The organism is Isoptericola sp. NPDC056605 (assembly GCF_042792795.1).
Lineage (GTDB): Bacteria > Actinomycetota > Actinomycetes > Actinomycetales > Cellulomonadaceae > Isoptericola.
On record NZ_JBHTVT010000001.1, the window covers coordinates 592,517 to 619,451 of the forward strand.

General features: G+C 74.5%; 23 protein-coding genes. 12 read left to right on the forward strand and 11 right to left on the reverse strand.

The genetic code is table 11. The features are described 5' to 3' along the window. The first annotated feature begins 130 nt into the window (after positions 1 to 130). Positions 131 to 1,072, forward strand: a complete 942-nt coding sequence (locus ACFQ8Y_RS02695; protein ID WP_430584514.1) for a helix-turn-helix transcriptional regulator — start codon at positions 131 to 133, stop codon at positions 1,070 to 1,072. Positions 1,073 to 1,082: 10 nt separating this feature from the next. On the opposite strand, the gene ACFQ8Y_RS02700 is transcribed toward ACFQ8Y_RS02695, so the two are convergent. Then, positions 1,083 to 1,805 (reverse strand): PAS and ANTAR domain-containing protein, encoded by a 723-nt coding sequence (locus tag ACFQ8Y_RS02700; RefSeq protein ID WP_430584515.1) that lies wholly within the window; start codon positions 1,803 to 1,805, stop codon positions 1,083 to 1,085. 278 nt (positions 1,806 to 2,083) lie between these two features. On the opposite strand from ACFQ8Y_RS02700, the gene ACFQ8Y_RS02705 reads away from it, so the two are divergent. Continuing rightward, entirely contained in the window at positions 2,084 to 6,178 is a 4,095-nt protein-coding gene (locus tag ACFQ8Y_RS02705; RefSeq protein ID WP_430584516.1) for a phosphodiester glycosidase family protein, read from the forward strand. A 64-nt stretch (positions 6,179 to 6,242) separates the two neighbouring features. After that, positions 6,243 to 6,467 (forward strand): hypothetical protein, encoded by a 225-nt coding sequence (locus tag ACFQ8Y_RS02710; RefSeq protein WP_430550784.1) that lies wholly within the window; start codon positions 6,243 to 6,245, stop codon positions 6,465 to 6,467. Between the two features lie 102 nt (positions 6,468 to 6,569). Here the strand turns inward: ACFQ8Y_RS02710 and ACFQ8Y_RS02715 are convergent, their stop codons facing one another. From ACFQ8Y_RS02715 to ACFQ8Y_RS02750, 8 genes are all read right to left on the reverse strand, one after another. Further along, on the reverse strand, positions 6,570 to 7,994 hold the full coding sequence (locus ACFQ8Y_RS02715) for an aminopeptidase P family protein (RefSeq protein ID WP_430584517.1): 1,425 nt from the start codon (positions 7,992 to 7,994) through the stop codon (positions 6,570 to 6,572). Then, a complete protein-coding gene (locus tag ACFQ8Y_RS02720) occupies positions 7,991 to 9,271 on the reverse strand; it encodes an alpha/beta hydrolase family protein (protein ID WP_430584518.1) in 1,281 nt (426 codons plus the stop codon). Before ACFQ8Y_RS02720 ends, ACFQ8Y_RS02715 begins: the two co-directional genes overlap by 4 nt. After that, complete coding sequence (locus ACFQ8Y_RS02725) at positions 9,268 to 10,239, reverse strand: ATP-binding cassette domain-containing protein (protein WP_430584519.1); 972 nt, start codon at positions 10,237 to 10,239, stop codon at positions 9,268 to 9,270. Before ACFQ8Y_RS02725 ends, ACFQ8Y_RS02720 begins: the two co-directional genes overlap by 4 nt. Next, positions 10,236 to 11,090 carry an ABC transporter ATP-binding protein gene (locus ACFQ8Y_RS02730; RefSeq protein WP_430584520.1) on the reverse strand — a complete coding sequence of 285 codons (855 nt, stop codon included), beginning with the start codon at positions 11,088 to 11,090 and terminating at the stop codon, positions 10,236 to 10,238. The genes ACFQ8Y_RS02725 and ACFQ8Y_RS02730 overlap by 4 nt, the downstream gene beginning before the upstream one ends. A 10-nt stretch (positions 11,091 to 11,100) precedes the next feature. Further along, complete coding sequence (locus tag ACFQ8Y_RS02735; protein ID WP_430550789.1) at positions 11,101 to 12,099, reverse strand: ABC transporter permease; 999 nt, start codon at positions 12,097 to 12,099, stop codon at positions 11,101 to 11,103. Next, positions 12,099 to 13,055 carry an ABC transporter permease gene (locus ACFQ8Y_RS02740; protein ID WP_430584521.1) on the reverse strand — a complete coding sequence of 319 codons (957 nt, stop codon included), beginning with the start codon at positions 13,053 to 13,055 and terminating at the stop codon, positions 12,099 to 12,101. Before ACFQ8Y_RS02740 ends, ACFQ8Y_RS02735 begins: the two co-directional genes overlap by 1 nt. Positions 13,056 to 13,058: 3 nt before the next feature. Next, entirely contained in the window at positions 13,059 to 14,786 is a 1,728-nt protein-coding gene (locus ACFQ8Y_RS02745) for an ABC transporter substrate-binding protein (protein WP_430584522.1), read from the reverse strand. A 69-nt stretch (positions 14,787 to 14,855) separates the two neighbouring features. Then, positions 14,856 to 16,793 carry a glycoside hydrolase family 127 protein gene (locus ACFQ8Y_RS02750; RefSeq protein ID WP_430584523.1) on the reverse strand — a complete coding sequence of 646 codons (1,938 nt, stop codon included), beginning with the start codon at positions 16,791 to 16,793 and terminating at the stop codon, positions 14,856 to 14,858. 303 nt (positions 16,794 to 17,096) lie between these two features. On the opposite strand from ACFQ8Y_RS02750, the gene ACFQ8Y_RS02755 reads away from it, so the two are divergent. The 8 genes from ACFQ8Y_RS02755 (at position 17,097) to ACFQ8Y_RS02790 (ending at position 25,118) form a co-directional block, all read left to right on the forward strand. Further along, positions 17,097 to 17,774, forward strand: coding sequence for a GntR family transcriptional regulator (locus ACFQ8Y_RS02755; protein WP_429762740.1), 678 nt, complete (start codon positions 17,097 to 17,099; stop codon positions 17,772 to 17,774). A gap of 83 nt (positions 17,775 to 17,857) precedes the next feature. Next, positions 17,858 to 19,057 (forward strand): NAD(P)/FAD-dependent oxidoreductase, encoded by a 1,200-nt coding sequence (locus ACFQ8Y_RS02760; RefSeq protein WP_430584524.1) that lies wholly within the window; start codon positions 17,858 to 17,860, stop codon positions 19,055 to 19,057. Then, on the forward strand, positions 19,054 to 19,353 hold the full coding sequence (locus ACFQ8Y_RS02765) for a (2Fe-2S)-binding protein (protein WP_430584525.1): 300 nt from the start codon (positions 19,054 to 19,056) through the stop codon (positions 19,351 to 19,353). Before ACFQ8Y_RS02760 ends, ACFQ8Y_RS02765 begins: the two co-directional genes overlap by 4 nt. Next, the gene (locus tag ACFQ8Y_RS02770; protein WP_430584526.1) at positions 19,350 to 20,822 is read left to right on the forward strand and encodes an NAD(P)/FAD-dependent oxidoreductase; all 1,473 of its coding nucleotides are present in this window, start codon (positions 19,350 to 19,352) and stop codon (positions 20,820 to 20,822) included. The genes ACFQ8Y_RS02765 and ACFQ8Y_RS02770 overlap by 4 nt, the downstream gene beginning before the upstream one ends. Positions 20,823 to 20,928: 106 nt before the next feature. Further along, positions 20,929 to 21,846 (forward strand): dihydrodipicolinate synthase family protein, encoded by a 918-nt coding sequence (locus tag ACFQ8Y_RS02775; RefSeq protein ID WP_430584527.1) that lies wholly within the window; start codon positions 20,929 to 20,931, stop codon positions 21,844 to 21,846. A gap of 54 nt (positions 21,847 to 21,900) precedes the next feature. Beyond that, positions 21,901 to 22,902 (forward strand): proline racemase family protein, encoded by a 1,002-nt coding sequence (locus ACFQ8Y_RS02780; RefSeq protein ID WP_430550798.1) that lies wholly within the window; start codon positions 21,901 to 21,903, stop codon positions 22,900 to 22,902. Between the two features lie 10 nt (positions 22,903 to 22,912). After that, positions 22,913 to 24,412 carry an aldehyde dehydrogenase family protein gene (locus ACFQ8Y_RS02785; RefSeq protein WP_430584528.1) on the forward strand — a complete coding sequence of 500 codons (1,500 nt, stop codon included), beginning with the start codon at positions 22,913 to 22,915 and terminating at the stop codon, positions 24,410 to 24,412. A gap of 43 nt (positions 24,413 to 24,455) precedes the next feature. Continuing rightward, on the forward strand, positions 24,456 to 25,118 hold the full coding sequence (locus ACFQ8Y_RS02790) for a GPP34 family phosphoprotein (RefSeq protein ID WP_430584529.1): 663 nt from the start codon (positions 24,456 to 24,458) through the stop codon (positions 25,116 to 25,118). Between the two features lie 18 nt (positions 25,119 to 25,136). On the opposite strand, the gene ACFQ8Y_RS02795 is transcribed toward ACFQ8Y_RS02790, so the two are convergent. Next, the gene (locus ACFQ8Y_RS02795) at positions 25,137 to 25,475 is read right to left on the reverse strand and encodes an ArsR/SmtB family transcription factor (protein ID WP_430584530.1); all 339 of its coding nucleotides are present in this window, start codon (positions 25,473 to 25,475) and stop codon (positions 25,137 to 25,139) included. A 16-nt stretch (positions 25,476 to 25,491) separates the two neighbouring features. Between ACFQ8Y_RS02795 and ACFQ8Y_RS02800 the strand changes: the two genes are divergently transcribed. Next, the gene (locus ACFQ8Y_RS02800; RefSeq protein ID WP_430584531.1) at positions 25,492 to 25,968 is read left to right on the forward strand and encodes an SRPBCC domain-containing protein; all 477 of its coding nucleotides are present in this window, start codon (positions 25,492 to 25,494) and stop codon (positions 25,966 to 25,968) included. Between the two features lie 114 nt (positions 25,969 to 26,082). On the opposite strand, the gene ACFQ8Y_RS02805 is transcribed toward ACFQ8Y_RS02800, so the two are convergent. Continuing rightward, positions 26,083 to 26,598 carry an FBP domain-containing protein gene (locus tag ACFQ8Y_RS02805; RefSeq protein WP_430584532.1) on the reverse strand — a complete coding sequence of 172 codons (516 nt, stop codon included), beginning with the start codon at positions 26,596 to 26,598 and terminating at the stop codon, positions 26,083 to 26,085. Between the last annotated feature and the right edge of the window lie 337 nt (positions 26,599 to 26,935).

Sequence of the window (26,935 nt, forward strand, 5' to 3'; positions counted from 1 at the left end):
GCTTCTCCCACAGTGGCGGAGAACGGTGTCGGACGCCCGCCGAACGCGGCGGGGCGGGGCGACCGGCCCGTGTCCCGAACTCGTGACCTGGTCTGTTGCGCTGCGCCCGCGGGATCGCGACGGTAGGCGGATGACGACACCGGTCGCGGGCTTCGAGCTGCGGACCTCCGACGCCCAGGAGGCCGAGCAGGCGCTCGAGAGGATCTTTCCCCGGGTCCACCTGCGCGCGCCGAAGCAGGCCTTCGAGTTCTCCATCCGCTCCGCCGCGATCGCGCGCCTGGCCTGGACGGACCACACGCTCCCCATGCCGGGGAGCTCGGCTCTGGACGAGCCCGAGCCGATCGTCGTGCTCCAGCTGCGGGGGGAGATCGAGCTGCAGCACGCGGGGGAGGCCTTCGGCCCTGGCCCGGTGCTGCTCGACGCGCCGGACCGCGCGACGGCGACCTGGGAGACCGCCCGGACCAGCGGTCTCACCCTCGACCGCGGCTACGTGCGCGCGGTGGCCGCGCGGCTGACCGGGCGCGACCAGCCGACCCACCTGTTCCGGTCAGGGTCCCCGCGAGACCCGGCGGCGGCGCGCGCCTGGAAGGCGACGACACGGTACGCCGCGCAGTCGTTGACCCGCGACGCCGAGGCGCTGTCGTCGGCGGTGCTGCAGAGCTCGCTGGCGCACCACGTCGCCCTCTCCCTGCTGCACGCCTTCCCGAACGTCGCCCTCGACGACCAGGGGCGAGCGGCCGAGCGCGTGCTGCCGCCGGTCGTCCGCAGGGCGTCGGCGTACATCGACGAGCACGCGCACGAGGCGATCACGGTCGACGACGTCGCGGCCGCCGTGCACGTCTCCACCCGCGGACTGCAGGCGGCGTTCCGGCGCTCGCTGGGCGCCACCCCGGGGGACGCGCTGCGCCGGGCCCGGCTGGACGGGGCGCGGCGCGAGCTCCTGGACGGTGACCCGGAGGTGGTCACGGTCGCGGCCGTGGCGCGCCGGTGGGGTTTCTTGCACCTCGGCCACTTCGCCGCCGCCTACCGCCGGGCGCACGACGAACTGCCGTCGCAGACCCTGCGCCGGTGAGCGCCGGACGTCAGGGCGTCGTGACGGACCGTCCGGTCGCGAGGAGCGCCTGGCGCAGCAGGTCCTCGACGACGGGCCGCGCCGCCGTCCCGTGCGTGCGCGCGGCGGCCAGCACGGCCGCGGCGAGGTCCCGCACCTTGACGTTGTGCGTGTTGGAGGCGCTGCGCAGGACGGTGAAGGCGTCCTCGGCCGCGAGGCCGTAGAGCAGCATCAGCACCCCCTTGGCCTGGTCGATCGCGGACCGGCTCTGCGCCGACGCGGCCACCTGCCGCGAGGCCATCCGGGCCGCGTCTTCGCTGACCTCGGCCGTCACGTCGGTCACGAAGCCCTGGAGCACGGCCGTGGCGGGGTCCTCCGCGGCGGGCCGGACCTGGCCGGAGAGCACGACGGTACGTTCGCGACCGCGCGCGTCCATGATGCGGTGCACGCTGGCGAAGGGGGTCCCGGTGCGCTGCGCCGCGGCGAGCAGCCGCCGCACCCGCTCGCGGTCGTCGGGGTGCTTGTGGGCCAGGACGAGAGCGGTGGACGGCACCACCTCGCCCGGCTCGAACCCGTGGACGAGGTACATCCCCTCCGACCACCACCAGGTCTCAGCCGGGAGCAGGCAGCGGTAGGAGCCGGTGAGCGGCGCCGGCGGGATGTCGAGCGCGTGCTCCAGGGTGGAGCCGTCGTCCGCCGGCGCGGGCGGAGAGGTGGGCTGGGGCGGGTCGGTCGGCATGCGACGGGGATCCACGGGCACCTCCTGGCCATGCGCGTTCCGGCGGGATCGGTGCGCGGTCTGCTTCCGGGACCGATTGCCGATGCCGGTGGATCACCACACCACGGGTGGGCCGCCCTCGACGGGGCCGTCTGCGTGCCGGGGACAGCCGTGTGCGTCTGAGGGACAACCGGGCGGTGGCCCGAGGAGGTAGAAGAGTTTCCCTGTCGGTTGACATCGTGAAAGTTGATGGCAACCTGGTCGCGGGACGCTGCGACGGCGCACGTCCCGGCCCGACCAGCGGAGGATCCCCGATGAGCCGAGCACCGATCCGAGCTCTGCCCCCTGCCCGACGTACCGTCCCTGTCGGGGTCGGTCTCCTGCTCGGCCTGGCGATGGCGGTGCCCGCGGGCGCCGCCGCGGCCGCCGCGCCGGCCGACCCGCGCGACCTGCCGGTCGCGACCGCCGGCACCGCCCCCGCCGAGGTGACGACCCGCACCGACGAGGTCGCCGACCTGCCGCTGGACGACGGCGGCGCCGCGATCGTGACCGAGCGCACCGAGCGGCTGATCGCCCCGGGGCTGGAGCTCACCGAGTTCGCGCGCGTCTCCGCCGAGGGCTGGCTGAGCGGGGAGGTGCTCGTCGCGCACCTCGGCCAGGACGACGGCCCGCGGCTCGGCTACCTCGGCCCGGACGCCGTGGCCGGGAACGCGACCGTGAGCGAGATGGCCGCCGACCGGGGCGCCGTCGCCGCGATCAACGGCGACTTCTTCGACATCAACAACTCCGGCGCCGCGCTCGGCGCGGCCGTGGACGACGGCGAGCTGCTCAAGTCCGCGACGCCGGGCCGCGAGAAGGCGCTCACGGTCGACGCGTCCGGCGTCGCGCGCCTCGCGGAGGTGTTCCTGGAGGGCACGGTGTCCTTCGGCGCCGGGGCGGACCGGCACGACCTGCCCGTCGCGGGACTCAACGTCACCGCCGTCCCGGCGGGCGGCGTCGCCGTCTTCGACGCGTCCTGGGGCGACGCCGCGCGCACCCGCCCGCTCGGCGCGGGGGAGCAGGGCGTGGAGGTGCAGGTCCGCACGACCGGCGGCGCCGCCGCGGGGACGGTCGTCGCGGTGGGCTCGCCCGGCGAGGGCCGCCTGCCCGCGGACGTGCGGGCCGTCGTCGCCCGCCCGGGGGCCGCGGCCGACGCGCTGAAGGCGCTCGCCCCCGGCAACAAGGTGTCCCTTGCCTACGGGCTGCGCGACGACCTCGGCGAGCTCCGCACCGCCATCGGCGGTGACCCGGACGACTGGCTGCTCGAGGACGGCGAGGTCACGTCGTCCACCAGCGACTTCGCGACGCTCCGGCACCCGCGCACGGCGGTGGGCCTCAGCGCGGACGGCACGACGGCGTACCTCGTGGTCGTGGACGGCCGGCAGGCACAGAGCATCGGCGCGTCGCTGCCGGAGCTGGGCCGGCTCCTCGGCCAGCTCGGCGCGGACGACGCGATCAACCTCGACGGCGGCGGCTCCACGACGATGGTGGCGCGGCTGCCCGGCGACGCCGGCACCAGCGTGCTCAACAGCCCGTCCGACGGCACGGAGCGGCTGGACGCCAACGGTCTGGGGCTGTTCACCCCGGAGGGCTCGGGCGAGGTGCACGCGTTCGACGTGCGCGCTGCCGTCCCGACGGGCGACGCCCCCGCGACCGACGCGCTGCGGGTCTTCCCCGGCCTGCACCGCACGCTGACGGCGGCCGGGTTCGACGAGACCGGCGCGCCGGTCGACACCCGGCCCGACTCCTGGACGACGAGCGACGCGGGCGAGGCCACCGTCGCGACCGGCGAGGACGGCGCGGGCGTCGTCACCGGCGTCGCGGCCGGCACGACGACCGTCCGCGCCGCGACCCCCGTGTCGGACGGCGTCGCGACGGGCTCCGCCGACCTCACGGTGCTGGGCGAGCCGGTGCGGCTCACCGTCCCCGAACCCGTGGTGACGCTCCCCGACGACGAGGCGACGGCGTCCCTCACCGTCGTCGGGCACGACGCCGACGGGTACTCCGCGCCGATCGAGGCGCGCGACGTCGAGGTCTCGGGCGGCGACGGCGTCGCCGCGCTGGAGCCCGCGGCCGACGGGTCGTTCACGGTGCGGGCGTTGCAGGACTCCGGCGCCGCGAGCTTCACGCTCGCCGTCGGGGACGAGCAGGTGGAGGTCGCCGTCGCGGTCTCGCTCGAGGACGTCGTCGTCGCCGACCTGGCCGACGCCGCCCGCTGGACCTCCGCGCACGACCGGGCCCCCGGAGGCTCGGTCGTCCCCGCCGCCGGGCACGACGGCGCGGCCGGGCTGAAGCTCACCTACGACTTCATGCAGTCCACCGCCACGCGCGGCCAGTACGCCGTGGCCCCGGACGGCGGGGTCGTCGTCACGGGCCAGCCGCGCACGGTGACGATGTGGGTCGACGGCGACGAGCAGGGCGCCTGGCTGCGCCTCCAGGTGCGCCAGGGCGACGGCGTCGTCACCAACCTGGACGGCCCGACCGTCTCGTGGAAGGGCTGGCGCCAGGTCGAGCTCGCCGTGCCGGAGGGCGTCGCGTACCCGCTCACGCTGCAGCGTGTGCGGGTGCTGGAGACCCGCGCGGCCTCGCAGTACAAGGGCACGCTCACGATCTCGGACGTACGGGCGCAGGTGCCGCCGGACGTCGACGCGCCGCAGGCCGAGCGCGTCGAGGACCCGGTGGTGGTTGCGGAGGGCGCCACGGACGACGCGCCGCTGCGCGTGGCCGTCCTGTCCGACGCGCAGTTCGTCGCCCGCGACCCGGAGTCCGGGGCGGTGCAGGGCGCGCGGCAGGCGCTGGCGGAGATCGTCGCTGCCGACCCGGACCTGCTCGTCATCAACGGCGACCTGGTGGACGAGGCGTCGCCCGCCGACTTCGACCTGGCCCGGGAGGTGCTCGACGAGGGCCTCGCCGACGCGGACTTCCCCTGGTACTACCTGCCGGGCAACCACGAGGTCATGGGCGGCTCGATCGAGAACTTCGAGGACGAGTTCGGTGAGCGGACGCACGTCGTCGACGTGCCCGACCCGCGCGGTGACGGCGGCACCACCCGCCTCGTCATGCTCGACTCGTCCAGCGGGCGGCTCGGCAGCGACTTCGCCCAGCTCCGCGCCCTGCGGGACGCGCTCGACGGCGCGGCCACGGACGACGCCGTGACCGGCGTCGTGACCCTCTTCCACCACCCGCTGGACGACCCGCTGCCGACCCAGGCCAGCCAGCTCGTCGACCGTGTGGAGGCCGAGACGCTGCGCGGCTGGTTCGAGGACTTCCGCGAGACGTCGGGCAAGCAGGTCGCCTCCGTCGGGTCGCACGTGGGCGTCTTCCACGCCGCCACCGCCGACGGCATCCCGTACGTCGTCAACGGCAACTCCGGCAAGAGCCCGGCCAGCACGCCTGCGGACGGCGGGTTCACCGGCTGGTCGATGATCGGGATCGACCCGGCGGCCGAGGGCACCGGCGACGGCGGCTGGTTCTCGTGGGAGGTCGAGGCGCGCGCCGCGAGCGTCGCGGTGAGCGGGCCCGACGAGCTCGCCGTCGGTACGTCCGGCCAGGTCAGCGCCCTGCTCACGCAGGACGGCTCCCGCGAGGTGCCGGTCGCGTGGCCGGTCTCCTCGCGCTGGGGCGGTGACCGGGTGTTCGTCGGGTCGGCCGACGACGCCCCTCGCGGCACCGTCCTCGCCCTCGACCCGGTCACCCACGAGGCGACCGCCGTCGCCCCCGGCCGCGCGACCGTCCAGGTCGAGGTGAACGGCGTCGTCGGGACGCGCGAGGTGCTGGTCCCGGCAGGGGCGCCCGGCCAGGCGCGGATCAGCGACGACAACGGCTGGGACACCGGCCTGCGCGACGGCGACTACCGCGTGCTCGTCGACCTGTGGTGGGGCGAGAACGCCACGAGCCTCCGGCTCTACGAGGACGGCGAGCTCATCCACACGGAGAGGCTGACGCACGGCGGCACCGACGCGCAGCGGGTCGCCGTCCCGGTGACGGGCAGGCCGAACGGCGCGTACGTGTACACGTGCGAGCTGGTCAACGCCGCGGGGACCACGCCGTGCGCCGGCCCGCACACCGTGCGCGTCGTGGACGCGAACCCGGGCACGCCGGTGCTCTCCCACGACAACCACGACGGGGACGGGGACTACGCCGTCACCACCACCAAGTGGTGGGGCACGCAGGCCACCGGATACGTGCTGTACGAGGACGGCGTCGAGATCGACCGACAGGAGCTCGTGCCCGGCGCCGGGGGAGAGGCGCAGCACGCCACCACCGCCGTGACGGGCCGGGAGCCGGGCACCTACCGGTACGTCGCCGTGCTCACCAACGCCGCGGGCGAGACCCGCAGCAAGGATCTGACGGTCCGCGTGCGCCGCTGAGCACGCCGGCGCCGACCGCGGCAGGCGTTCGCCCCGCCCGCCGCGGTCGGCCTATCCTCGGAGCATGAGCGACTTCCAGGTCAACCCGCGCGTCAAGTCCGAGCCCACCGGTGCCGTCCTCGGGCGCTTCCTCGGCGCGTTCGTGCTCTTCCTGGGCGGCCTCGTGCTGTTCGGCTCCGGCGTCTCCGGCGGGAACCCGACCCTGGACCCCTACTTCGTCGTCGGCGGCATCCTCGCCGTCTCGCTGGCCTTCGGCCTGCCGATGATCGGCGCGCACGAGCGCGGCTGACCCCGCCACACCGCACTGCCGAACAGGCGGTTGACACCGCTATCGAGCGCCAGTTCGCTCGATCACGGTGTCAACCGCCTGTTCGTCGTCCTGCGGGGGCGGTCAGGGGCTCAGCAGGGCCGACGTCCAGGCCTCGACGCCGGCGGCGTCGATGGGCAGGGCGTCGGAGAGCACCTCGTGGCCGTCCTCGGTGACCAGCAGGTCGTCCTCCAGCCGCACGCCGATGCCGCGCAGCTCCGGCGGCACGGTGAGGTCGTGGGCGTGGAAGTACAGCCCCGGCTCGACGGTCATGACGACGCCCGGCTCCAGGTCGGCGCCCATGTAGTCCTTCCAGTCGCTGTGCGCGCAGTCGTGCACGTCGAGCCCCAGGTGGTGGCCGATCCCGCACACCAGCCAGCGGCGGTGGTGCTGGCCCTGCGGGGACAGCGCCTCGTCGACGGACACGGGCAGCAGGCCCCAGTCGTGCAGGCCCTGGGCGATGACCTCCATCGCCGCGTAGTGGAAGTCGAGGTAGTTCACCCCGGGCTTCACGTGCGCCATCCCCGCGCGGTGGCTCTTCTCGACCAGGTCGTGCACGGCGCGCTGCTCGGCGCTGAACCGGCCCGACGGCGGCACGGTGCGCGTGACGTCGGCGGTGTACAGGGTGTCGGTCTCGACGCCCATGTCGAGCAGCAGGGCCGCGTCGGGCAGCACGGGGCCGTCGCAGCGCACCCAGTGCAGGGTGGGCGCGTGCGGGCCGCTGCCGACGATCGTGGCGTAGCCCGGCCCGTTGCCGGTGGTGCGGGCGTGCCGGTCGAACGTGCCCTGCAGCCAGCGCTCGCCGCCGGACCGCACCGCCGCGGGGATCTCCCGGGCCACGGCCTCGAAGCCCGTCACCGTGTGGTCGACGGCGGCGCGCAGCTGCGCCACCTCCCACGCGTCCTTGACCATGCGCAGGTCCGCGCACGCGCGGGCGAGCTCGGGCGAGGGCTCGAGGCCGTGCCGCGCCACGACGTCGGCCGGGACCGCGCGGCCGGCCCACCAGCCGGAGCCGTGCGCGAGCGCGTCGTCGAGCTCCGCCAGCGGGCGCACCGGGACGCCCAGCGCCTGCTCCCACTCGCCGAGCCCGGGGGAGGCGCCCACCCACAGCTCGCCGTGCATCGCGTCGGAGAAGAACGCCGGGTCGCCCGGCCGGGCCGGCGGCGGCGCGTAGAGCACGGCGTCCGCCCCGTGCAGCACGACCACGGCGTCCTCGAGCTGGCAGCCGGTGAGCCACACGAAGTCGCTGTCGGCGCGGAAGTCGTACGACGTGTCGTTGCTGCGCACCGGCGCTCGCCCTGCGCCGACGACGACGGTCCGCCCGCCGAGCCGCTCGGCCAGCCGGGCGCGGTGGGCCGCGGCGGCCTCGGCCGCGCCGTCGGGCACCCGGGCGGGCACGACGTCGGCGGACCAGCCCTGGGCGATCATCTCGGTGAAGGCCGGCACCTCCGTGAGGCGTGGGGTGCGGTTCCCCGAGTGCGGGGGGCGGTGGTCGTGGTGCTGCGTCATCGTTCTCCTCCTGCGTCCCGGACCAGCTCCCGCAGGCGCCGCAGCACCCGAGGGTCGCCGATCCCGTCGTGCTCGTACTCGTTGGTCACCCAGGCGTGCGAGCTCCCCAGCCTGGACAGGGTGTCGAGCTGCAGGCCCGAGTCCACGTACATGTCGTCGAAGTACACGGCGGCGGCCAGCGGCACGTCGTTCGCGGCGAGCCGCTCGACGTCGTACAGCGGGCTCCACTCCCGGCGCGCGGCGAGCTCGTGCACCGCCGGTGCGAAGGGCCTCAGCAGCCGCACCTCGTCGAACATCCACGGGAACGCCATCTCGCCCGTGAGCAGCAGCGGTCGCTCGTCGGGCCCGAACTGCGGGCGCTCGTCGCGGGCGCGCTGCGCGGCCCAGGCCGTCGGGCCGTTCGCGCCGTCGCCGTAGATGGACTCCTGCAGCGTCCAGAACAGCGGGTTCGACGCCGACGACGAGCGCACCAGCACCTGCTCGAGGAAGCCGTGCGAGAGCCGCCCGGGGCGCACGAACGCCTCGTCCACCAGCCAGTGCATGCGCTCCGAGCCGGGCTTCATCCCCAGGTCGATCCCCAGGGACTGGAACCGGTGCACCGTGAGGGTGTCGCCGTCGGGCAGGCGCACGTCGCCCTCGGCGAGCCGGTCGGCGATCGCGGCCACGGCGTCGACGTCCTGCGGGTACAGGTCGTAGTAGCGGCGCGTCTTGGCCTCGGCGCGCGCGAACGTGCGCCGGTAGACCTCGTCGGCGCTCGCGGGCGTGCCGGGGATGCCGCCCGTGACGTAGCAGGCCGCCAGACCCTCCGGCGCGGTCGAGAGGTAGGCGAGCGTGATCCAGCCGCCGAACGACTGGCCCAGGCTCGCCCACCGGCGGCCGTCGTAGTGCGTGCGGCGCACGTGCTCGAGGTCGGCCACGATCGAGTCGGCGCGGAAGCACGCCAGGTAGTCGGCGCCCGCGACGGCGTCCCCGCGGCCCGCGACGGCCTCGCCGTCCAACGGCGTGCTGCGGCCGGTGCCGCGCTGGTCCGGCAGGATCACGCGGTACGTCGTCAGGGCCTCGTCGATCCAGCCGTCGCGCTTCAGGGGGCGGGGCGACGCACCGCCCGGCCCGCCCTGCAGGTACACGAGCAGGGGCAGGTCGTCGCCGCGCCGGTCCGGGTCGACCAGCTCGCGCCAGAAGACGCGGATCTGCTCGCCGTCGGGCCGCGACCAGTCGAGAGGGACGGTGGTGCTGTGCTCGGTGACGTGCAGGCCCGGCAGGTGATAGGTGGTCACGCGGTCGTCTCCTCCTCGGTGGCGGTGGCGGTGGGCTCGCTCGTCGTGGTGCCCCGCGCCGCGGCCGCCTCGCGGCGCGCCCGCTCCCACTCGGGCCGGATGCGCGGCACGGCGGCCAGCAGGGTCCGGGTGTACTCGTGCTGCGGGTCGTCGAAGACGGCGTCGCGCTCACCCTGCTCGACGATGCGGCCCTGCGACATCACGGCGACCCGGTCCGCGATCTGCCGCACCACGGCGAGGTCGTGCGCGATGAAGAGGTAGCTGAACCCCTCCTCGCGCTGCAGCCGGCGCAGCAGGTTGATGATCTGCGCCTGCACGGACACGTCGAGCGCGGAGACCGCCTCGTCGCAGACCACCAGCCGCGGCGACACCGCGAGCGCGCGGGCGATGCCGATGCGCTGCGCCTGGCCGCCGGAGAACTGCGACGGGTAGCGACGGTGCTGGTCGGGGTCCAGGCCCACCCGCTCCATGAGCTGCTGCGTGAACGCCCGCGCGCCGCCCGGCACCTCGCGCCCCTGGTAGACCAGGGGCGCGGTGACGATGCGCTCCACGGTGTGCCGGGGGTTGAGCGACGAGTACGGGTCCTGGAAGACCACCTGCACGTCGCTGCGGAACCGCCGCAGCCGGTCGCCCTTCGCGTGCGTCACGGGCTCGCCGTCGAAGACGACCTCGCCCGACGTCGCGTCCGTCAGCCGCGCGACGATCCGCGCCGTCGTCGACTTGCCGGACCCCGACTCGCCGACCAGGGCCAGCGTCTCCCGTGCGTGCACCTCGAGGCTCACCCCGTCGACCGCCCGGAACGTGTCCGCGCGGCCCAGCAGCCCGCCGGTGCCGGGCACCGCGAACTCCTTGACCAGGTCGGTGGCGCGCAGCAGCGGCCCGGCGTCGTGCGACGTCGCCGACGCCGGTGCGCTCGCGGGGGCGACGGCGTCGGCCCCGGTGCTCTGCCCGGTGCTCGTCGTGCTCATGGCTTCCCTCCCACGCCGGCGGTGCCGGCGGTGCTGTCGATGCCGCGCAGCTCGCCGATCTCGTCGTCGATCCGGGGGACGGCGTCGAGCAGCGCCCGCGTGTACGGGTGCTGCGGGTCGGAGAACAGCCGCTCGGCCGGTGCCTGCTCCACGGCCACGCCGTGCCGCATGACGACGACGTCCTCGGCGATCTCGGACACGACGGCGAGGTCGTGCGAGATGAGGATGAGCGCCGTCCCCGTCTCCCGCCGCACCTCCTGGAGCAGGTCGAGGATCTGGGCCTGCACGGTGACGTCGAGCGCGGTGGTCGGCTCGTCGGCGATGAGCAGGTCCGGCTCGGTGGAGAGCGCCATCGCGATCATCACGCGCTGGCGCATCCCGCCGGAGAACTGGTGCGGGTAGTGGTCCACCCGCCGGGCGGCGTCCGCGATGTGCACGCGCTCCATCGCCTCGACCGCGACCTTGCGCGCCTGGCGCCGGGTGACCCCGGGCCGGTGCGCCCGGTAGGCCTCCTCGATCTGCATCCCCACGGAGTAGTACGGGTTCAGGGACGACAGCGGGTCCTGGAAGATCATCGACATGCGGTCGCCGCGCAGGCGCCGCACCTTCGACTCGGGCAGCGACGTCAGCTCCGCGCCGTCCAGGGAGACCCGGCCGCGCAGGCTCGCCGTGGGCGGCAGCAGCCCCATGACGGCCAGCGACGTCATCGACTTGCCGGAGCCCGACTCGCCGACGATCCCCAGCGACGCGCCCTGCTCCAGCGTGAACGAGAGCCCGTCCACGACGTCGACCGGCCCGTGCGCCGTCCGGAAGGTGATGGTGAGGTCCTCGACCTCGAGCAGCGTGCTCATGCCGGCCCCCTCATGCCCTGGCCCCGACCCGGACGCGCGGGTCGATGGTCGTGTAGACGATGTCGACGATCACGTTCCCGACGATCACCAGGAACGCCGCGACGAGCGTGACGCCCATGATGACCGGCTGGTCGTTCTTGGTGATCGAGTCCGACGCCATCTTGCCGATGCCGTTGAGGCCGAAGACGGTCTCGATGATGATCGCGCCGCCCAGCAGGCCGGCGAAGTCCATGCCGAACAGCGTCACGACCGGCGTCAGCGCGGGCCGCAGCGCGTGCCGCCGCCACACCAGCCGGGGCGCGAGCCCCTTGGCGCGCGCCGTGCGCACGAAGTTCTCGTCCAGGGTGTCGAGCACGTTCGCCCGCGTGAGCCGCTGGTACATCGACGCGTAGGTGAACGCGAGCACCAGCCACGGCATGACGAAGTTGAGGAACCACTGCCCGGGGTCGGCGGCGAACGGCACCGCCTGGGGGAACGGCAGCCACCCGAGCCTGACCACCAGCACGTACTGGAGCACCAGGGCGAGCACGTAGTTGGGGATGGAGACGCCGCCCAGCGCGGCGCCGGTCGCCGCCCGGTCGAACCAGGTGCCCTTCTTGATCGCCGCGATCATGCCGCCCGAGACGCCCATGAGCAGCCACAGCACGGCGGCGCCCACGGCGAGCGTGGCCGAGACGCCGAAGCGCTGCTCGAACATCTCGAGCACGGGCTGCCCGGTCTGGAAGGAGTAGCCCAGGCAGGGCGCGGCGCAGTCGATCGCGTTGGCGCCCGTGCCGTAGGTGGTGCCGACGAACAGCCCGGACAGGAAGCCGAAGAACTGCTCGTAGAACGGCCGGTCGAGGCCCAGGTTGGTGCGGATCTGGTCGATCAGCTCGGGCGTGCAGTTCTTGCCGCAGATCTGCACGGCAGGGTCGGGGGAGAGCGCGAAGAAGATCGCGTACGTGAACAGGACGACGAGGAACAGCACGCCCACCATGCCGGCGAGCCTCGTCACGAGAAAGCGGACCATCAGCGCCTCTCCCCCGCGTCGACGACGTCCTTGAGCCGGTCGCCGAGGACCGTGAAGGACAGCACGAGCAGGAACAGGAAGGTTCCGGGGATCAGGAAGTACATGGGGTCGACGGCGTACCAGCTCATCGACTGCGCGATCATCTGCCCCCAGGACGGGGTCGGCGGGACCACGCCCACGCCGAGGAAGCTCAGCCCCGCCTCCGTGCCGATGTACCCGGGCACGGCGAGCGTCGTCATGACGATGATCGTGGAGCGCAGGTTCGGCAGGATCTCCAGCAGCACGATCCGCCAGCCCGACGCCCCGGAGGCCCGGGCCGCCTCGACGAACTCGCGCTGCGTGATCGTCATCGTCTGCCCCCGTACGACGCGCGCCAGGTACGGCCACCCGAACACGGAGATGACCAGCACCAGCAACGGCGCCCGGTTGCTCGCAGGGAGCGCCGACAGGATCGCGATCATGAAGATCAGCGCGGGGAACGCCATGAGGAAGTCCATGACGCGCGAGACGACCTGGTCGACCTTGCCCCCGTGGTACCCGGCGAGGAGCCCGAAGAGGACGCCGAGCAGGGTGGTGAGGGCGGTGGCGGCCAGCGCGATGAGCATGGAGGTGCGCGCGCCGTAGACGATGCGCGCGAACAGGTCGCGGCCCGTGCCGGGCTCGACGCCGAACCAGTGCTCGGCGCTGATCCCGCCGAGCGGTCCGATCGGCAGGCCGCCGAGGTCCGGGTCGATGGCGGTCTGGTCGAACTCGTACGGGCCCCAGCCCGAGAGCTTGACGACGAGCGGCGCGGCGACCGCCAGGAGCGCGACGAGCGCGATGTACGACAGGGCGAGCACCGCCCCGCGGTGGCGGAGCAGGTGGTGCCAGACCCCCTGCCGGCGCGCCGGGGGCGCGGCGCCGACGGACGGCGCGCCCCCGGCCTCGGTCTCGAGCGTGGTCATGCTGAGGGTCATGGCTCAGCCCTTGCTCGGGTCCTTGAGCCCGACGCCGGTGTAGTCGAGCCCACCGGTCGCGACGCCGGGGCTGGAGTACACCCCGGTGACGTTCTCCCCGGGCAGCAGCACGACCTTCTCCACCAGCAGCGGCACGATCGGTGCCTCGGTGAGGACCTGCTCGTCGAGGTTGCCCCACGCCTCGTTCGCCGCCGTCGGGTCCGTGACGGCGAGCGCGTCGTCGATGGCGGAGTTGATCGCCGGGTCGTCGATCTGGGCGAGGTTCGAGTTGCCCTTGTCCGTGATGCGGCGCCCGTCGAACAGCGGCGGGATCACGGTGCTCGCCGACGACGCCCAGTCCGGGCACCAGCCCGTGATCGCGGCGTCGTTCTGCAGCTTGGGCGTGCCGATCGTCTCGTAGAACTTCGAGGTGTCGATCGGGTTGAACGTGACCTTGATGCCCACGCGGGACAGCGACTGCTGCACGGCCTCGGCCTGCGCCTGCAGCTTGGGCTGCGTGCGCATGTCGAGCGTCATCTCGAACCCGTCGGCGTAGCCGGCCTCGGCGAGCAGCTCCTTGGCCTTGTCGACGTCGCCGGTGTTCCCCTCGCTGGGGTACAGGTCGAAGTCCTTGAACCCGGCCACCGACTGCGGGATCGTCGTGCTGGCGATGTCGGCGAGCATCGTGCCGCCGGTGCCGTTCTGCACGGCCGCCTTGTCCACCGCGTACGAGATCGCCTGGCGCACCTTGACGTCGTCGAAGGGCTTCTTGGTGGTGTTCAGGCCCATGTAGGTCGTGCAGACGCCCGGCCAGTCGACCAGCCGGTCCTTGTACTTCGGGTCCTGCAGGCGCGCGAGGGTGGCGGGCTGCAGGTTGCCGCCGATGGCGTTGACGTCCGTGCCCTGGCCGGCGAGCAGTCGCTCGTCGATGGTGGCCGGGTCGAGGCCGAGCTGGAAGTTCCAGCCGTCCGGCTTGGCGGTGCGCACCTCGTCGGTGGAGGCGTCCCAATTCTCGTTGCGCACGAGCTTGATGACGCTGCCGGGGGTGTACTCGTCGAGCGTGTAGGGGCCGGACGCGACGATGTCGTTGAGGAACTCGTCGCCGGCGCCGGAGCCGACGGGGAACGGCGCGAAGTTCGGCTGCGACGCGACGGCCGGGAAGTCGGGGAACGGCGCCTTGAGGTGGAAGACGATCGTGGTGTCGTCGGGCGTCTCGATGGTCTTCAGGTCGCCGGACTTGTACGGCCCCTCGTAGTCCTCCGGCGCGTCGATGACCTGCTTGGCGTACGGGGAGCCGATGCCGATCTCCGGGTCCCAGGCCCGCGAGACGCCGAACTTCACCTCGGCGGACGTGATGGGCGTGCCGTCGTCGAACTTCAGCCCGTCCTTGAGCGTGAACGTCCAGGTGAGCCCGTCGTCCGACACCGTGCCGGTGTCCGTGGCGAGGTCGGGCACGATCTCGTTCGGGTCCTCGGCGCTGCCGGACGCCGGCGTCGTGAGGGTGCGGTACACGAGGCGGTAGAAGTTGTTGACGCCGCCGTCCCAGCCCTTGGCCGGGTCGAGGTAGGAGAAGTCGGCGTTCTGCAGCACCTGGACGACGCCGCCCTCGGCGGGCTGGCCCTCGAGGCCGCCGGCGGTGCTCGCCGTCGAGCCGCCGCCTCCGCCCCCGGACGAGCACGCGCCGAGCGCGAGGAGGGCCGCGACGCCGAACGCTGCGGCACGGAGGGCTGGTCTGGTCACTCGTCGTGTCATGGAAAACCTCCCAGGGTGGGGATGGTGCGACGGGTCGGTCGGGGAGTGCGGTGGTGCGGGTGGTGCGGGTCAGGACGTCCGGAGGAAGACGCGCATGGCGCCCACCTCGCGGTTGCCCCAGAGCGCGTAGGGCACGAAGGCCACCGGCGCGCGGTGCGTGGTGGGCGCCGTGGCGCCCAGCGGGGGGTACGGGTCGTCGCCCGTCGGGGGCGCGACGGCGAGCTCGCCGCGCAGCACGCGCCACGGGTGGGCGTCGTCGACGGCCAGGCGCGCCACGTCGTCGGCCCCGAGGAGCAGGTCGTCCACCGGGGCGGGCGAGTCCTGCTGCTCGACGCAGTACACGAGCGGCCCGCGCAGGACGGCGGCGCTGCCGCGCGCGGCGTCCAGGTGCGGGTGGGCGGTGACCGCCCGCACGGGCATCGGCAGGTCGAGCACGACCGTCTGCCTGGCCGTCCAGGCGCGGGTCAGGCGGAGCCAGCCGTCGGCCGGGAGCTCGGCGACGGGCTCGCCGTCCACCGTGGCGGTGGCGCCCTCGGCCCACGCGGGCACGCGCAGCGCGAGGGTCGCGGGGCCGTCCGAGGCCCGGCGCACCCGCACGGTGACGCGGCCGTCCCACGGCAGGTCCGTCGTCACGTCGACGTCGAGCGCGGGGGAGTCGATCGCGGCGCTCGCGTACAGGGCGAGGGTGAGGGTGTCGTCGTCGGCCACGGCCAGGTGGTCCTGGAGCTCCGACGTCCAGCGGACCACGTTGGGCGGGCAGCAGGGGCAGCCGAACCAGGCCCGGCGCAGCAGCTCGCCGTCCTTTTCCGCGCCGCTGCGCTGCTCGTGGTCCGGGCGGCGCTGCAACGGGTTGTCGTAGAAGAAGGCGGCGCCGTCCTCCGACAGCCCCACGGCGTACGCGTTGTGCAGCACCCGCTCGACGTGGTCGAGGACGTCGGCCCGCCCTGTGGCGAGGAAGAGCCGCCAGCCCCACTGCGCCGTCCCGATCGCGGCGCAGGTCTCGGCGTACGCGCGCTCGGCGGGCAGCTCGAACCGGTCGCCGAACGCCTCGTCGGAGTGCCGGGAGCCGATGCCGCCGGTGAGGTAGGACTTGCGGGCGACCATGTCGTCCCACAGGTGCTCGAGGTGGGCGAGGAGCCCGTCGTCGTCCGTCTCGAGGGCGACGTCGGTGGCCCCGGCCGCGAGGTAGACCATGCGCACGGCGTGCCCGGTGACGGAGCCCAGCGCGCGCAACGGCACGGCGTCCTGGAAGTAGTCCGCCGCGAAGATCGTGTGCGCGAGCGTGCCGGCCCCCCGGCGCTCGACGAACAGGCGGGCCTGCTCCAGGTAGCGGCGGTCGCCCGTCTCGCGGGCGAGCTCCACGAGGGCCATCTCCACCTCGGGGTGGCCGCAGTACGCCGGCTCGCCGTCGGGGCCGTACCGCTCGACGACGAGGTCCGCGAACCGCGTGGCGACGTCGAGCAGGCGGCGGTCGCCGAGCTGGCGGGTGGCGGCGACGGCGGCCTGGGCGAGGTGGCCGAGGTTGTACATCTCGTGCCCCCACGACAGGTCCTGCCAGGGCTCCTTGGGGCTCTGCGGCGACTGGTAGAAGGTGCCGAGGTAGCCGTCGGGGCGCTGGGCCCGCTCGATCAGCGCCACGGCCTCCTCGAAGAAGTCGCGGGCCGCCTCCAGCGCCGCCGCCTCGCCGTCGTCGGCCGGGTCGCGGCCGAGCTCGTAGGCGATCCCCTCGAGCGTCTTGTACACGTCGGTGTCGAGGAACGGGTAGCGCCCGCGGTAGTCGCCGACCGACGGGTCGAGGAGCCGGCGGAAGTTGTCGAGGTTCCCGGCCTGCCGGACCTCGCGGACGACGTGCGGCACGGTGACGAGGCGGTTGCGCCGCTGCCAGTCGTGGAGCAGGCCGCCGGTCAGGCGCACGCGGTCCGTGCCGAGCGGGGTGCCGGCGCGGCCGGCCGCCGCGACGGCGGGGGCGCGGGTCGGGAGGGGAGCCAGGTTCGGGGTGACGGCCACGAAATCTCCTCGGTGGTATATCACATTGCACATGGACGCCCACGTCGCCCAGGGCGAGCCGGCGTGACGTCGTCGTCCGGTACCGCTGCCGCCGTCCGCGTCCTCGCGTCCGGCGGGTCGACCTCGGCCCCGGATCATGCCCGGAACCGCGCCGTTCCTGCAGGTGGGCCGGGTGCCGGGTCGCGGTCCCTGTGCCCGTCGCCGGGCGGGTCGCCTTGACCTGCCAGCCGATGTGGGCGGTAACATATCATGCACTACTGTGATGTCCACCACCCCCGGATCAGCCCCCGTGAGGAAGTGCTCATGTCGGAAGCCGTAGCGTCGTTCCGCCGCATCGAGGCGCCGGTGAGCCTGCGCGAGACCGTGTCGCGGGCCCTCACCGCCGCGATCGTCTCGGGCGATCTCGCCCCGGGCACGCTGGTCTCCGTGCCGTCGCTCACCGCGCGCTTCGCCGTGTCGGCGACGCCCGTGCGCGAGGCGATGCTGGACCTCGAGAAGCGCGGGTTCGTCACGGCGGTCCGCAACAAGGGCTTCCGGGTCACCGAGGTGTCGCCGGAGATGCTGAGCCACATCGCCGAGGTGCGCCAGCTCCTCGAGCCGCCGGCGATGGAGAAGCTGGCGGGGCGCTTCCCGCAGGGTGCGCTGCCGGCCCTGCGCGAGCAGGCCGACGCCATCGTCACGGGCGCGCGCTCGGGCGACCTGGTGACCTACCTCGAGGCGGACCGCGACTTCCACCTGCGGCTCACGACGCTGGCGGGCAACCCCTTGCTGGTGGACGTGGTGGCCGACCTGCGCAGCCGTGCGCGGCTGCTCGGCCTGTCCCAGATGGTCGCCACCGACCACCTGGAGCAGTCGGCGGCCGAGCACCACGAGCTGCTCGACCTGCTCGCCGCCGGCGACGCCGCCGGCGCACGGGATCTCATGCGCCGCCACATCGGCCACACCACCGGCTGGTGGGCGGGGCGCCCCGAGGAGGACTGACCCGCCGGGGTGGGCGACGTGGCCGGCCCCTCATCTGTCTTGGTATGTGACATATTACTGGCCATCTACCCAAGGAGCAGCCGATGACCGTCGACGTCGTGGTCGTGGGAGCGGGCATCGTGGGCGCCGCGTGCGCCCGCGCGCTCGCCCGGCGCGGGCTCGCCGTGACCGTCCTCGACCGCGGCGGCGCGGCGTCGGGCACCACCGCCCACGGCGAGGGCAACCTGCTCGTCTCCGACAAGGAGCCCGGCCCCGAGCTGGCGCTCGCGCAGCACGCGGCCGGCCGCTGGCCGTCCCTCGTCGCGGAGCTGGCCGACGAGCTCGGCCCCCGCTTCCCCGCCGTCGAGTACGACCCGAAGGGCGGCCTCGTCGCCGCGACCACCCCCGAGGGCGCCCAGCCGTTGCGGGACTTCGCCGCTCGGCAGCGGGGCGCCGGGGTGGACGCACGGGAGGTCGACGTCGCCCGCGCGCTCGAGCTCGAGCCGGCGCTCAACCCCGGCCTCACCGCCGCGGTCTGGTACCCGGAGGACGCCCAGGTGCAGCCCGTCGCGGCGGCGGAGGCGCTGCTCGCGTCCGCCCGGCGCGCGGGGGCGCGGGTGCGCACCGGTGTCGAGGTGGTGGGGGCGCTGCGCGACGGCGACCGTCTCGTCGGGGTCCGCACCACCGCCGGCGACGTGCCCGCGGGCGCCGTCGTGCTCGCCGCGGGGCCGTGGTCCGGCGTCGTCGCCGCCCGGCTCGGGGCCGCGCTGCCCGTGCGCCCGCGCCGCGGGATGGTGCTGGTGACCACCCGGATGCCGCACGTCGTGCGGCACAAGGTCTACGACGGCGACTACGTGGGCGCCACGCAGTCCGGCGCCGCGGCGCTCCAGACGTCGAGCGTGGTCGAGTCCACCGCCGCCGGCACCGTCCTCATCGGCTCGAGCCGCGAGCAGGTCGGCTTCGACGACCGGCTGCGCGCCGTCGTGCTGCGCGAGATGGCAGCCCGCGCCGTGCGCCTGTTCCCGTTCCTCGCCGACGCGAGCGTCATGCGCACCTATCTCGGCTTCCGCCCGTACGTGCCCGACCACCTGCCGATCGTCGGGCCGGACCCCAGGACCCCCGGCCTCTGGGTCGCGACCGGGCACGAGGGCGCCGGCATCGGGCTGGGGCCTGTCAGCGGCGAGCTGCTCGCCGACCTGTTCACCGGCGCGGAGCCGGAGGTCGACCCCGCGCCTTTCCGTGTCGACCGCCCGGCGGTGCTCGCCGCCGGCTCGTCCTCCGAGAAGCCCGGGGAGGCCTCATGACCACCCACCGGCAGGACGCCGGACCGCGCCCGCTGACCATCACCCTCGACGGGGAGCCCTTCGCCGGGACCGAGGGGCAGACGATCGCGGGGATGCTGCTGGCCGCCCGGCGGCGGTCGTGGCGCACCACCAGCGTCGAGGCCGCCCCGCGCGGCGTGTTCTGCGGCATCGGGGTGTGCTTCGACTGCCTCGTCACCGTCAACGGCGCGCGCGACGTGCGGGCATGCCTGCGCCGCGCGGCCGACGGGGACGTCGTCGAGACGCAGCACGACCCGCTGCCGGGGGTGGCGTCGTGAGCCGCCGGACGGTGGTCGTCGTCGGCGCCGGGCCGGCGGGCCTGTCCGCCGCGCGCGCCGCGGCCCGCGCGGGCGCGGAGGTGACGCTGCTCGACGCGTCGGACCAGGTGGGCGGCCAGTTCTGGCGGCACCGGGTGCTCCCGGGCGGCGGCACGGCGCCCGACGAGGCCTCCTTCCACCACGGCTGGGGCACGTTCACGGCCCTGCGCGACGTCGTGGCGTCGCACCCGCGGATCGCGCTGCTGACCTCGGCCCAGGTGTGGGCGCTCGAGCGGCTCGACGACGGAGTACGGCTGCGCGTGCTGGTCGGGCCCGCCGACGCCGCCGGGCGCGAGCACCGCACCCTGACCCCCGACGCCCTGGTGCTCGCGACGGGCGCGCACGACCGCACGTTGCCCTTCCCGGGCTGGCAGCTGCCCGGCGTCACGACGGCCGGCGCTGCCCAGGCCCTCGCCAAGGCCGAGCGTGTGGCCGTGGGGGACCGTGTCGTCGTCGCGGGGGCGGGCCCGTTCCTGCTGCCCGTGGCCACGTCGCTGCTGCGCACCGGCGCCCGCGTGCTGTCGGTGCACGAGGCCGCGACCCCGGCGTCGTTGGCCCGCGGCTGGGGCGCGCGGCCGGCCGGGCTGCTGGGCGCGGCGCACAAGACCGGCGAGCTCGGCGCGTACGTCGGGACGCTCGCCCGCCACCGGGTGGCCTACCGCCTCGGCGAGGCCGTGGTCGCCGCCCGCGGGGACGGCCGGGTCGAGGAGGTGACGGTCGCGCGCGTGGACGACCGCTGGGCACCCCTGCCGGGCACCGAGCGCACCGTCGCGGCGGACGCGGTGTGCGTCTCGCACGGGTTCACGCCGCGGCTGGAGCTCGCGGTCGCGGCCGCGTGCGCGATCTCGCCCGACCGCTTCGTCGTCGTCGACGACCGGCAGCGCACGACGGCGCCCGGCGTGTGGGCCGCCGGCGAGCTGACCGGCATCGGCGGGGCCGAGGCCGCGCTCGCCGAGGGCTGGGTGGCCGGGCACCACGCCGCGACCGGCCCGTCCGCCCCCTCCGACGAGGCCGTGCCCGAGGACGCCGCGCTCGCCCGCGCGGTGCGCCGTCGCGGCCGGTCCGCCGACTTCGCGCGCCGGCTCGAGGCCGCGCACGGCATCCGCAGCGGCTGGACGTCGTGGCTGCGCGACGACACGCTCGTCTGCCGCTGCGAGGAGGTCGACGCCGGCACGCTGCGCTCGGCCGCCTGCGCCACCGCGTCGACCGACCTGCGCTCCGTGCGCCTCACGAGCCGCGCCGGGCTCGGCCCCTGCCAGGCGAGGATCTGCGGCCGCACGGTCGCGGAGCTCGTCGGGGTCGCGGATCCCGCGGCCGGCGAGGGCACGGGGGCGGCGCCCGCGGTGCCCGACCGACGGCCCCTCGTGGTGCCCGTCCGGCTCGGCGACCTCGCCACCCTGCCCGACGACCCGGCGGCCGACACCCCCTGACTCCGACCCCCATCCCGACACCGACCCTCATCCCGACACCGACCCTCATCCCGACACCGACCCTCGCGCCCCGAGTCCGGAGGCGCGTGAACCGAGAGGACACCGCATGAGCTCCCAGAAGATCGACCTGGGCGGCGTCGTCGTCGCGACGACGCTGCCGTTCACCCCCGACGACGCGGCGCCCGCCGGGCTCGCCGTCGACTACGCGGGCTACGCCGCGCACGTCGACCACCTCATGAACGCCGGCTGCCGCGGCGTCGGGCCGAACGGCTCGCTCGGGGAGTACTCGTCCCTCACGGACGAGGAGCGCCGCAAGGTCGTGCAGACCGCCGTCGAGGCCGTCGCGGGCCGCGGCATCGTCATCGCGGGCGTGCACGGCGTGGGCTGGCACCAGGCCCAGCACTGGGCCGAGCTCGCCCAGGAGGACGGCGCCGACGCCGTCCTGCTGCTGCCGCCCACGATCTACCGCGCCAACCGGCGCGAGATCGTCGAGCACTACAGCCGCGTGAACGAGGTGGGCCTGCCGATCATGGTCTACAACAACCCGTTCGACACCAAGGTCGACCTCACGCCCGATCTCGTGGCCGAGCTGGCGCAGCTCGAGAACGTGGTGGCCATCAAGGAGTTCTCGGGGGACGTGCGCCGGATCTCCGAGCTGCGCGAGGTGGCCGACATCGACGTCATCGCCGGCGCCGACGACCTGCTGTTCGAGTCGCTCGTCATGGGCGCGACGGGCTGGTTCGCCGGCTACCCGAACGCGATCCCCGAGGTCGCCGTCGAGCTGTACGAGCTGGTGCGGGCCGGGAAGATCACCGATGCGCGGGACCTGTACGAGAACGTCGTCGCCATGTTCCGCTGGGACTCGCGCACCGAGTTCGTGCAGGCCATCAAGCTGTCCACGCAGATCGCGGGGCGCCCGTTCGGCATCGAGACCCGCCCGCCGCGCGGACCGCTGTCCCCGGAGCAGGAGACCGCCGTGCGCGCCGACACCGAGAAGGCCCTCGCGTACATCGCCCAGCGCTGAGCCTGTACATCGCCCTGAGCCCGGCACCGGGCCCGTCACCCAGAGAGGCCGACCATGCGATCGTCCCGCACCTTCACCGCCGTCGACTCGCACACCGAGGGGATGCCCACCCGCGTCGTCACGTCCGGGCTGGGGGTCATCCCCGGCGCGACGATGAACGACAAGCGGCTGCACTTCATCGAGCACCTCGACGACGTGCGGAAGCTGCTCGTCAACGAGCCGCGGGGGCACGCCGCGATGAGCGGCGCCATCCTGCAGCCCTCGACGCGCGACGACTGCGACTGGGGCGTCGTGTACATCGAGGTCTCCGGCTGCCTGCCGATGTGCGGGCACGGCACGATCGGCGTCGCCACCGTGCTGGTGGAGACGGGCATGGTGACCGTCACCGAGCCGACGACCACCATCCGGCTGGACACGCCGGCCGGGGTGGTCGTCGCCCGGGTGGAGGTGCGCGACGGGCACGCCGAGTCGGTGACGATCGAGAACGTGCCCAGCTTCGTCGTGCGGCTCGACGACGAGGTCGACGTGCCCGGGCTCGGCACCGTCCCCTACTCGCTGGCGTTCGGCGGCAACTTCTACGCGATGGTGGACCTCGACGACGTGAAGCTCCCGTTCGACCGCGCTCGGCAGCAGGACATCCTCGCCGCCGGGCTCGCGATCATGGACGCGATCAACACGACGGCCCCGCCGTCGCACCCCACGATCGCGGGCGTGGACCACTGCCACCACGTCGAGTTCATCGCACCGGGCTCCACCGCGGAGCACTCCCGGCACGCGATGGCGATCCACCCCGGGTGGTTCGACCGGTCGCCCTGCGGCACCGGCACGTCCGCCCGGATGGCGGAGCTGTGGGCGCGGGGCGAGCTCGCCCTCGACACGGACTTCGTCAACGAGTCCTTCATCGGCTCGCGCTTCGTGGGCCGGTTGGTGGGGGAGACCGAGGTCGCCGGGATCCCCGCCGTGGTGCCCACCATCACCGGCCGCGCCTGGGTCACCGGCCTGGGCACCTACCTGCTCGACCCGAGCGACCCGTTCCCCACCGGCTTCCAGTTCTGAGGTGCAGACGATGACGACCCCGACAGGTGCCCCGACGACGACCGCTCCCGCGCAGGCGGACGAGGCGGCCCGCGCCGCGGCCGCGGCCGCACCCCTCCTCGCCGACCTCCCGCCGTCGACGCGGGCCGACGCGCTGCGCGCCGTCGCCGACGTCCTCGGCGCGCACGAGGACGAGCTGGTCGCGCTCGCCGTGGCCGAGACCCGGCTGGCCGAGGCGCGGCTGCGCGGCGAGCTGAAGCGCACCCGCGTGCAGCTGCGGCTGTTCGCCCGCGTGGTCGAGTCCGGCGCCTACCTCGACGTCCGGCTCGACGCCGCCGACCCGGAGTTCGTGCTCGGCCCCCGCCCCGACCTGCGCCGCACGCTGTGGCCGGTCGGGCCCGTGCTCGTCTTCGCGGCGAGCAACTTCCCGTTCGCGTTCTCCGTGCCCGGCGGCGACACCGCGGCCGCGCTCGCCGCCGGGTGCCCCGTGATCGTCAAGGCGCACCCCGGGCACGTCGGGCTGTCCCGCCGCGTCGCCGACCTCATGGCCGAGGCCCTCGCCGGCGCCGGGCTGCCGGACGGCACGTTCGCGCTGGTGGAGGGCGACGAGGCCGGTCGTGACCTGCTGGAGCATCCCGCGGTCCGGGCGGCCGCGTTCACCGGCTCCACGCGCGTGGGCCGGCTGCTCGCCGACGCCGCGGCGGCCCGCCCCGACCCGATCCCGTTCTACGGCGAGCTCGGCTCGCTCAACCCGGTGCTCGTGCGTCCCGCCGCCCTCGCCGACCGCGGCGAGGAGATCGCCCGCGGCTGGGTCGGGTCCGTGAGCGGCTCGGCCGGTCAGCTCTGCACCAAGCCCGGCTTCCTGCTCGTCCCCGAGGGGCACGACCTCGGGCCGGTCGTCGCCGAGGCGGCGGCCGCGGTGCCCGAGCACGCGCTGCTCAACCCCCGCGTCGGCGCAGGGTACGTCGCCGGTCGGTCAGCCGTCCTGGGCGCCCCTGGCATCGTCGTCCTGGCCGAGGGGTCCGCGCGGACCGGGGAGGACGGCGTCGTGCGCGCGACGCCGACGTTCGTCGAGACGGACCTGGCCTCGCTCCGCGAGCACCGGGGGACCCTGCTGGAGGAGGTGTTCGGGCCGTTCGCCGTGCTCGTCACCTACCCGGAGGGGACCGACCTGGGGGCCGTCGTCGCGGAGCTCTTCCCCGGCGAGCTCACCGCGACCGTGCACCGCGGGCCGGACGAGGACGCCGAGGTGGCCGGGTTGCTGGCCACCCTGGGCCGGCACGCGGGCCGGGTGCTCGTCGACGGCTGGCCCACCGGCGTGGCCGTCACGCCGGCGATGCAGCACGGCGGCCCGTGGCCGGCCACGACGAGCGACGCGACGTCCGTGGGCACCGCCGCGATCGGCCGGTTCCTGCGCGGGATCGCCTTCCAGGACGCCCCGCAGGCCGCGCTCCCCGCGCCGTTGCAGGACGGTAACCCGTGGGGGGTCCCGCAGGCGCGGTCGGGTGTGGCAGAGTCGGCGCACTGGTAGGCAGCGAGGCCACGACCAGGCGCTTCACGGGAGGACCGACCACGTGCTCATCGCCGAAGAGCTGCTGCTCCTGGCCCACGACGACCTGCGCACCGGTCCGTCGCTGTTCGACGACGCGCCCTACCGGCTGGCCGGTGCGCTGCTCGTCGAGCTGGTGATCGCGGGCCGGGCCGCCCTGCGCCCGGCGCCCGGTGACGACGGGCCGGTCGTGGTCCTCGACCGCGCGCCGACGGGGCGCCGGGAGCTCGACGACGTCCTCGACCTCGCGGCCTCGGCGCCCCGGCGCGCGACGGAGCTCGTCGACGTGCTGGCCCGCCGCGTCGAGCGGCCGCTGCTGGACGGGCTCGTCGCGCAGGGCCTGCTCCGGCGCGAGGACCGTGCCGTCTGGGGCGTGCTCCGCAGCACCCGGTGGCGCACGGTCGACGGGCCGGCGGTCGCCGCCCTGCGCCGCCGCGTGCACGGCGTCCTGCTCGACGGCGCGGTGCCCGGCGACCGCACCGCTGCGCTCCTCACCCTCGCCGAGGGCTCCGGCTGGCTCCGGCCGCCCGTGCCGCGCGACCGCCGTCGCGAGGCGGACGCCCGGATGCGGGAGCTGGCGGCGACGTGGTGGCGGGGGAGCACGGTGCGGGAGGCGGCCGGTGCGGTCGCCGCGGCCGTCGTGGGCGTCGTCAGCGCCGCGACCCTGGTGCTGCCCGCCGCCACCTGACGCGCGCCGCCCGGGCGGTCAGGCGTCGTCCAGCCGTCCGAGCAGGTCGACGGCGGCGCGCGCGTACTCGCCGATCCACCGGTCGTGGAGGCGCTTGATGGGCAGGGGCGCGAGCGCGAGGTGGCGCTCGCGCCCGACCTTGCGGCCGGTGACGAGCTCGGCCCGCTCGAGCACGCGCAGGTGCTGCAGCACGGTGGTGCGGTCGAGCTGGGGGAACAGTGCGCACAGCTCGCCGGTGGTGCGCGTGGACTCCTTGAGCGCGTCCAGCATGCGCCGGCGCACCGGCGCCGCGAGGGCCTTGAACACGGCGTCGTCGTCGGCCGGGTCGTCGTCATCCCTGGGCGGCGAGGAGTTCATGTGATAAAAATACAACATGAACGAGAAGCAGGCACTCTCCGAGCTCACCTTCACGGTCTCGGGCCGCGTCTCGCGACCCTGTCGTGACGTCTACGAGGCCATCGCGGACCCCGCACAGCTGTCCCAGTACTTCACGACCGGCGGCGCCCGAGGGCGCCTGGAGCCCGGGATCGACGTGTCCTGGGACTTCGCGGACTTCCCCGGCCGTTTCCCCGTCACCGTCGTCGAGGCAGCCCCGCCCCGCCGCATCGTCGTCCGGTGGGAGGGTACCGACACCGCCGACGGCTCCGCCGAGACCACGACCACGTTCGAGCTCGAGCCGCTCGACGACGACACCCGCACCCTCGTCACCATCACTGAGTCCTCGTGGGCCCTCACGCCGGACGGCGCGAAGAACGCGTTCGGCAACTGCGAGGGCTGGACCGGCATGCTCGCCGCGCTCAAGGCGTGGGTCGAGCACGGCATCAATCTCCGCGAGGGCTTCTACCGGTAGGACTGCCCGCACCGAGCAGTCCGCCGAACAGGCGGTTGACACCGTTATCGCGGGCGACGGCCCCCGATAACGGTGTCAACCGCCTGTTCGGCAGTGACAGGAGCCCGGGGAAGGTCAGGCGGTGCTGCGCACCTCGGCGAGGAACTTGCGGGTGTGCTCGCGCAGGGCGGCGACGCGCCGCTCGACGATCGCCTCGCGGACGCCGGGGTCGTCGCGCCCCGCCTCGGCGAGGGTGGGACGACGACGCGCGTTGCGGGAGCAGCGGAAGTCGCCGCAGACGAGCGTGCCGATGGTGTCGCCCTTGCGGCCGGCGGCGCCGCCGCGCTTGGCGACGAAGAGCTGCACGTCGCGCGTCTCGACGACGTCCTCGCACCACGCGCACATGGCGGCGCGGCGCGGGCCGGTGCGCTCGGCCGCGCGCAGGAGGACGCCGACGGGCTCGGCGTCGGGCGCGTCGTCGAGCGTCATGACGACGTACGCGGACAGGGGCTGCTTGCGGTCGCGCCAGCCCAGGTAGTCGAGGCGGTCCCAGTCGACGTCGGCGAGGTCGGGGACGATCATGCGCTGCCGCTCGCTGCGGGTGGCGTTGACGAGGGAGGCACGGAGCTGCTGCTCGGTGAGCGGGGTCATGAGGGATCGGCTTTCAGGTGAGCGAGGGGTGGGCAGGACGAAGTCCCGCACCGCCTCACCTGCCGGCCCCTGCGGGGGCTCAGACGGAGGCGGTGCCGGGGCAGGCGGGACTGCCCGAGCAGGCCTGGTGGCCCACCCCGCTCCCTGCGACGCCCGGCATCGCTGTCTCCTCGCTCGTGTGAAAAGTCGTGGTCCGCTCGCGCCCCGAGGGCACGACCGGCCCCTCCATGGTGGCACGGGACCGTCGCCCGGGTCGACGTCTATTCCGTCACCCCCAGCGCCAAGACCCGCCGACCATGCGGTTGCGCACGTTCTGAACGCTCAGAACGTGCGCAAC

Coding starts and splice junctions, on each gene's coding strand:
- ACFQ8Y_RS02795 (WP_430584530.1), bottom strand. CDS start 25,475: ATGAACTCCTCGCCGCCCAGGGATGACGACGACCCGGCCGACGACGAC.
- ACFQ8Y_RS02715 (WP_430584517.1), bottom strand. CDS start 7,994: ATGACGCAGCACCACGACCACCGCCCCCCGCACTCGGGGAACCGCACC.
- ACFQ8Y_RS02780 (WP_430550798.1), top strand. CDS start 21,901: ATGCGATCGTCCCGCACCTTCACCGCCGTCGACTCGCACACCGAGGGG.
- ACFQ8Y_RS02800 (WP_430584531.1), top strand. CDS start 25,492: ATGAACGAGAAGCAGGCACTCTCCGAGCTCACCTTCACGGTCTCGGGC.
- ACFQ8Y_RS02725 (WP_430584519.1), bottom strand. CDS start 10,239: ATGAGCACGACGAGCACCGGGCAGAGCACCGGGGCCGACGCCGTCGCC.
- ACFQ8Y_RS02760 (WP_430584524.1), top strand. CDS start 17,858: ATGACCGTCGACGTCGTGGTCGTGGGAGCGGGCATCGTGGGCGCCGCG.
- ACFQ8Y_RS02705 (WP_430584516.1), top strand. CDS start 2,084: ATGAGCCGAGCACCGATCCGAGCTCTGCCCCCTGCCCGACGTACCGTC.
- ACFQ8Y_RS02755 (WP_429762740.1), top strand. CDS start 17,097: ATGTCGGAAGCCGTAGCGTCGTTCCGCCGCATCGAGGCGCCGGTGAGC.
- ACFQ8Y_RS02805 (WP_430584532.1), bottom strand. CDS start 26,598: ATGACCCCGCTCACCGAGCAGCAGCTCCGTGCCTCCCTCGTCAACGCC.
- ACFQ8Y_RS02710 (WP_430550784.1), top strand. CDS start 6,243: ATGAGCGACTTCCAGGTCAACCCGCGCGTCAAGTCCGAGCCCACCGGT.
- ACFQ8Y_RS02785 (WP_430584528.1), top strand. CDS start 22,913: ATGACGACCCCGACAGGTGCCCCGACGACGACCGCTCCCGCGCAGGCG.
- ACFQ8Y_RS02695 (WP_430584514.1), top strand. CDS start 131: ATGACGACACCGGTCGCGGGCTTCGAGCTGCGGACCTCCGACGCCCAG.
- ACFQ8Y_RS02765 (WP_430584525.1), top strand. CDS start 19,054: ATGACCACCCACCGGCAGGACGCCGGACCGCGCCCGCTGACCATCACC.
- ACFQ8Y_RS02730 (WP_430584520.1), bottom strand. CDS start 11,090: ATGAGCACGCTGCTCGAGGTCGAGGACCTCACCATCACCTTCCGGACG.
- ACFQ8Y_RS02745 (WP_430584522.1), bottom strand. CDS start 14,786: ATGACACGACGAGTGACCAGACCAGCCCTCCGTGCCGCAGCGTTCGGC.
- ACFQ8Y_RS02740 (WP_430584521.1), bottom strand. CDS start 13,055: ATGACCCTCAGCATGACCACGCTCGAGACCGAGGCCGGGGGCGCGCCG.
- ACFQ8Y_RS02735 (WP_430550789.1), bottom strand. CDS start 12,099: ATGGTCCGCTTTCTCGTGACGAGGCTCGCCGGCATGGTGGGCGTGCTG.
- ACFQ8Y_RS02775 (WP_430584527.1), top strand. CDS start 20,929: ATGAGCTCCCAGAAGATCGACCTGGGCGGCGTCGTCGTCGCGACGACG.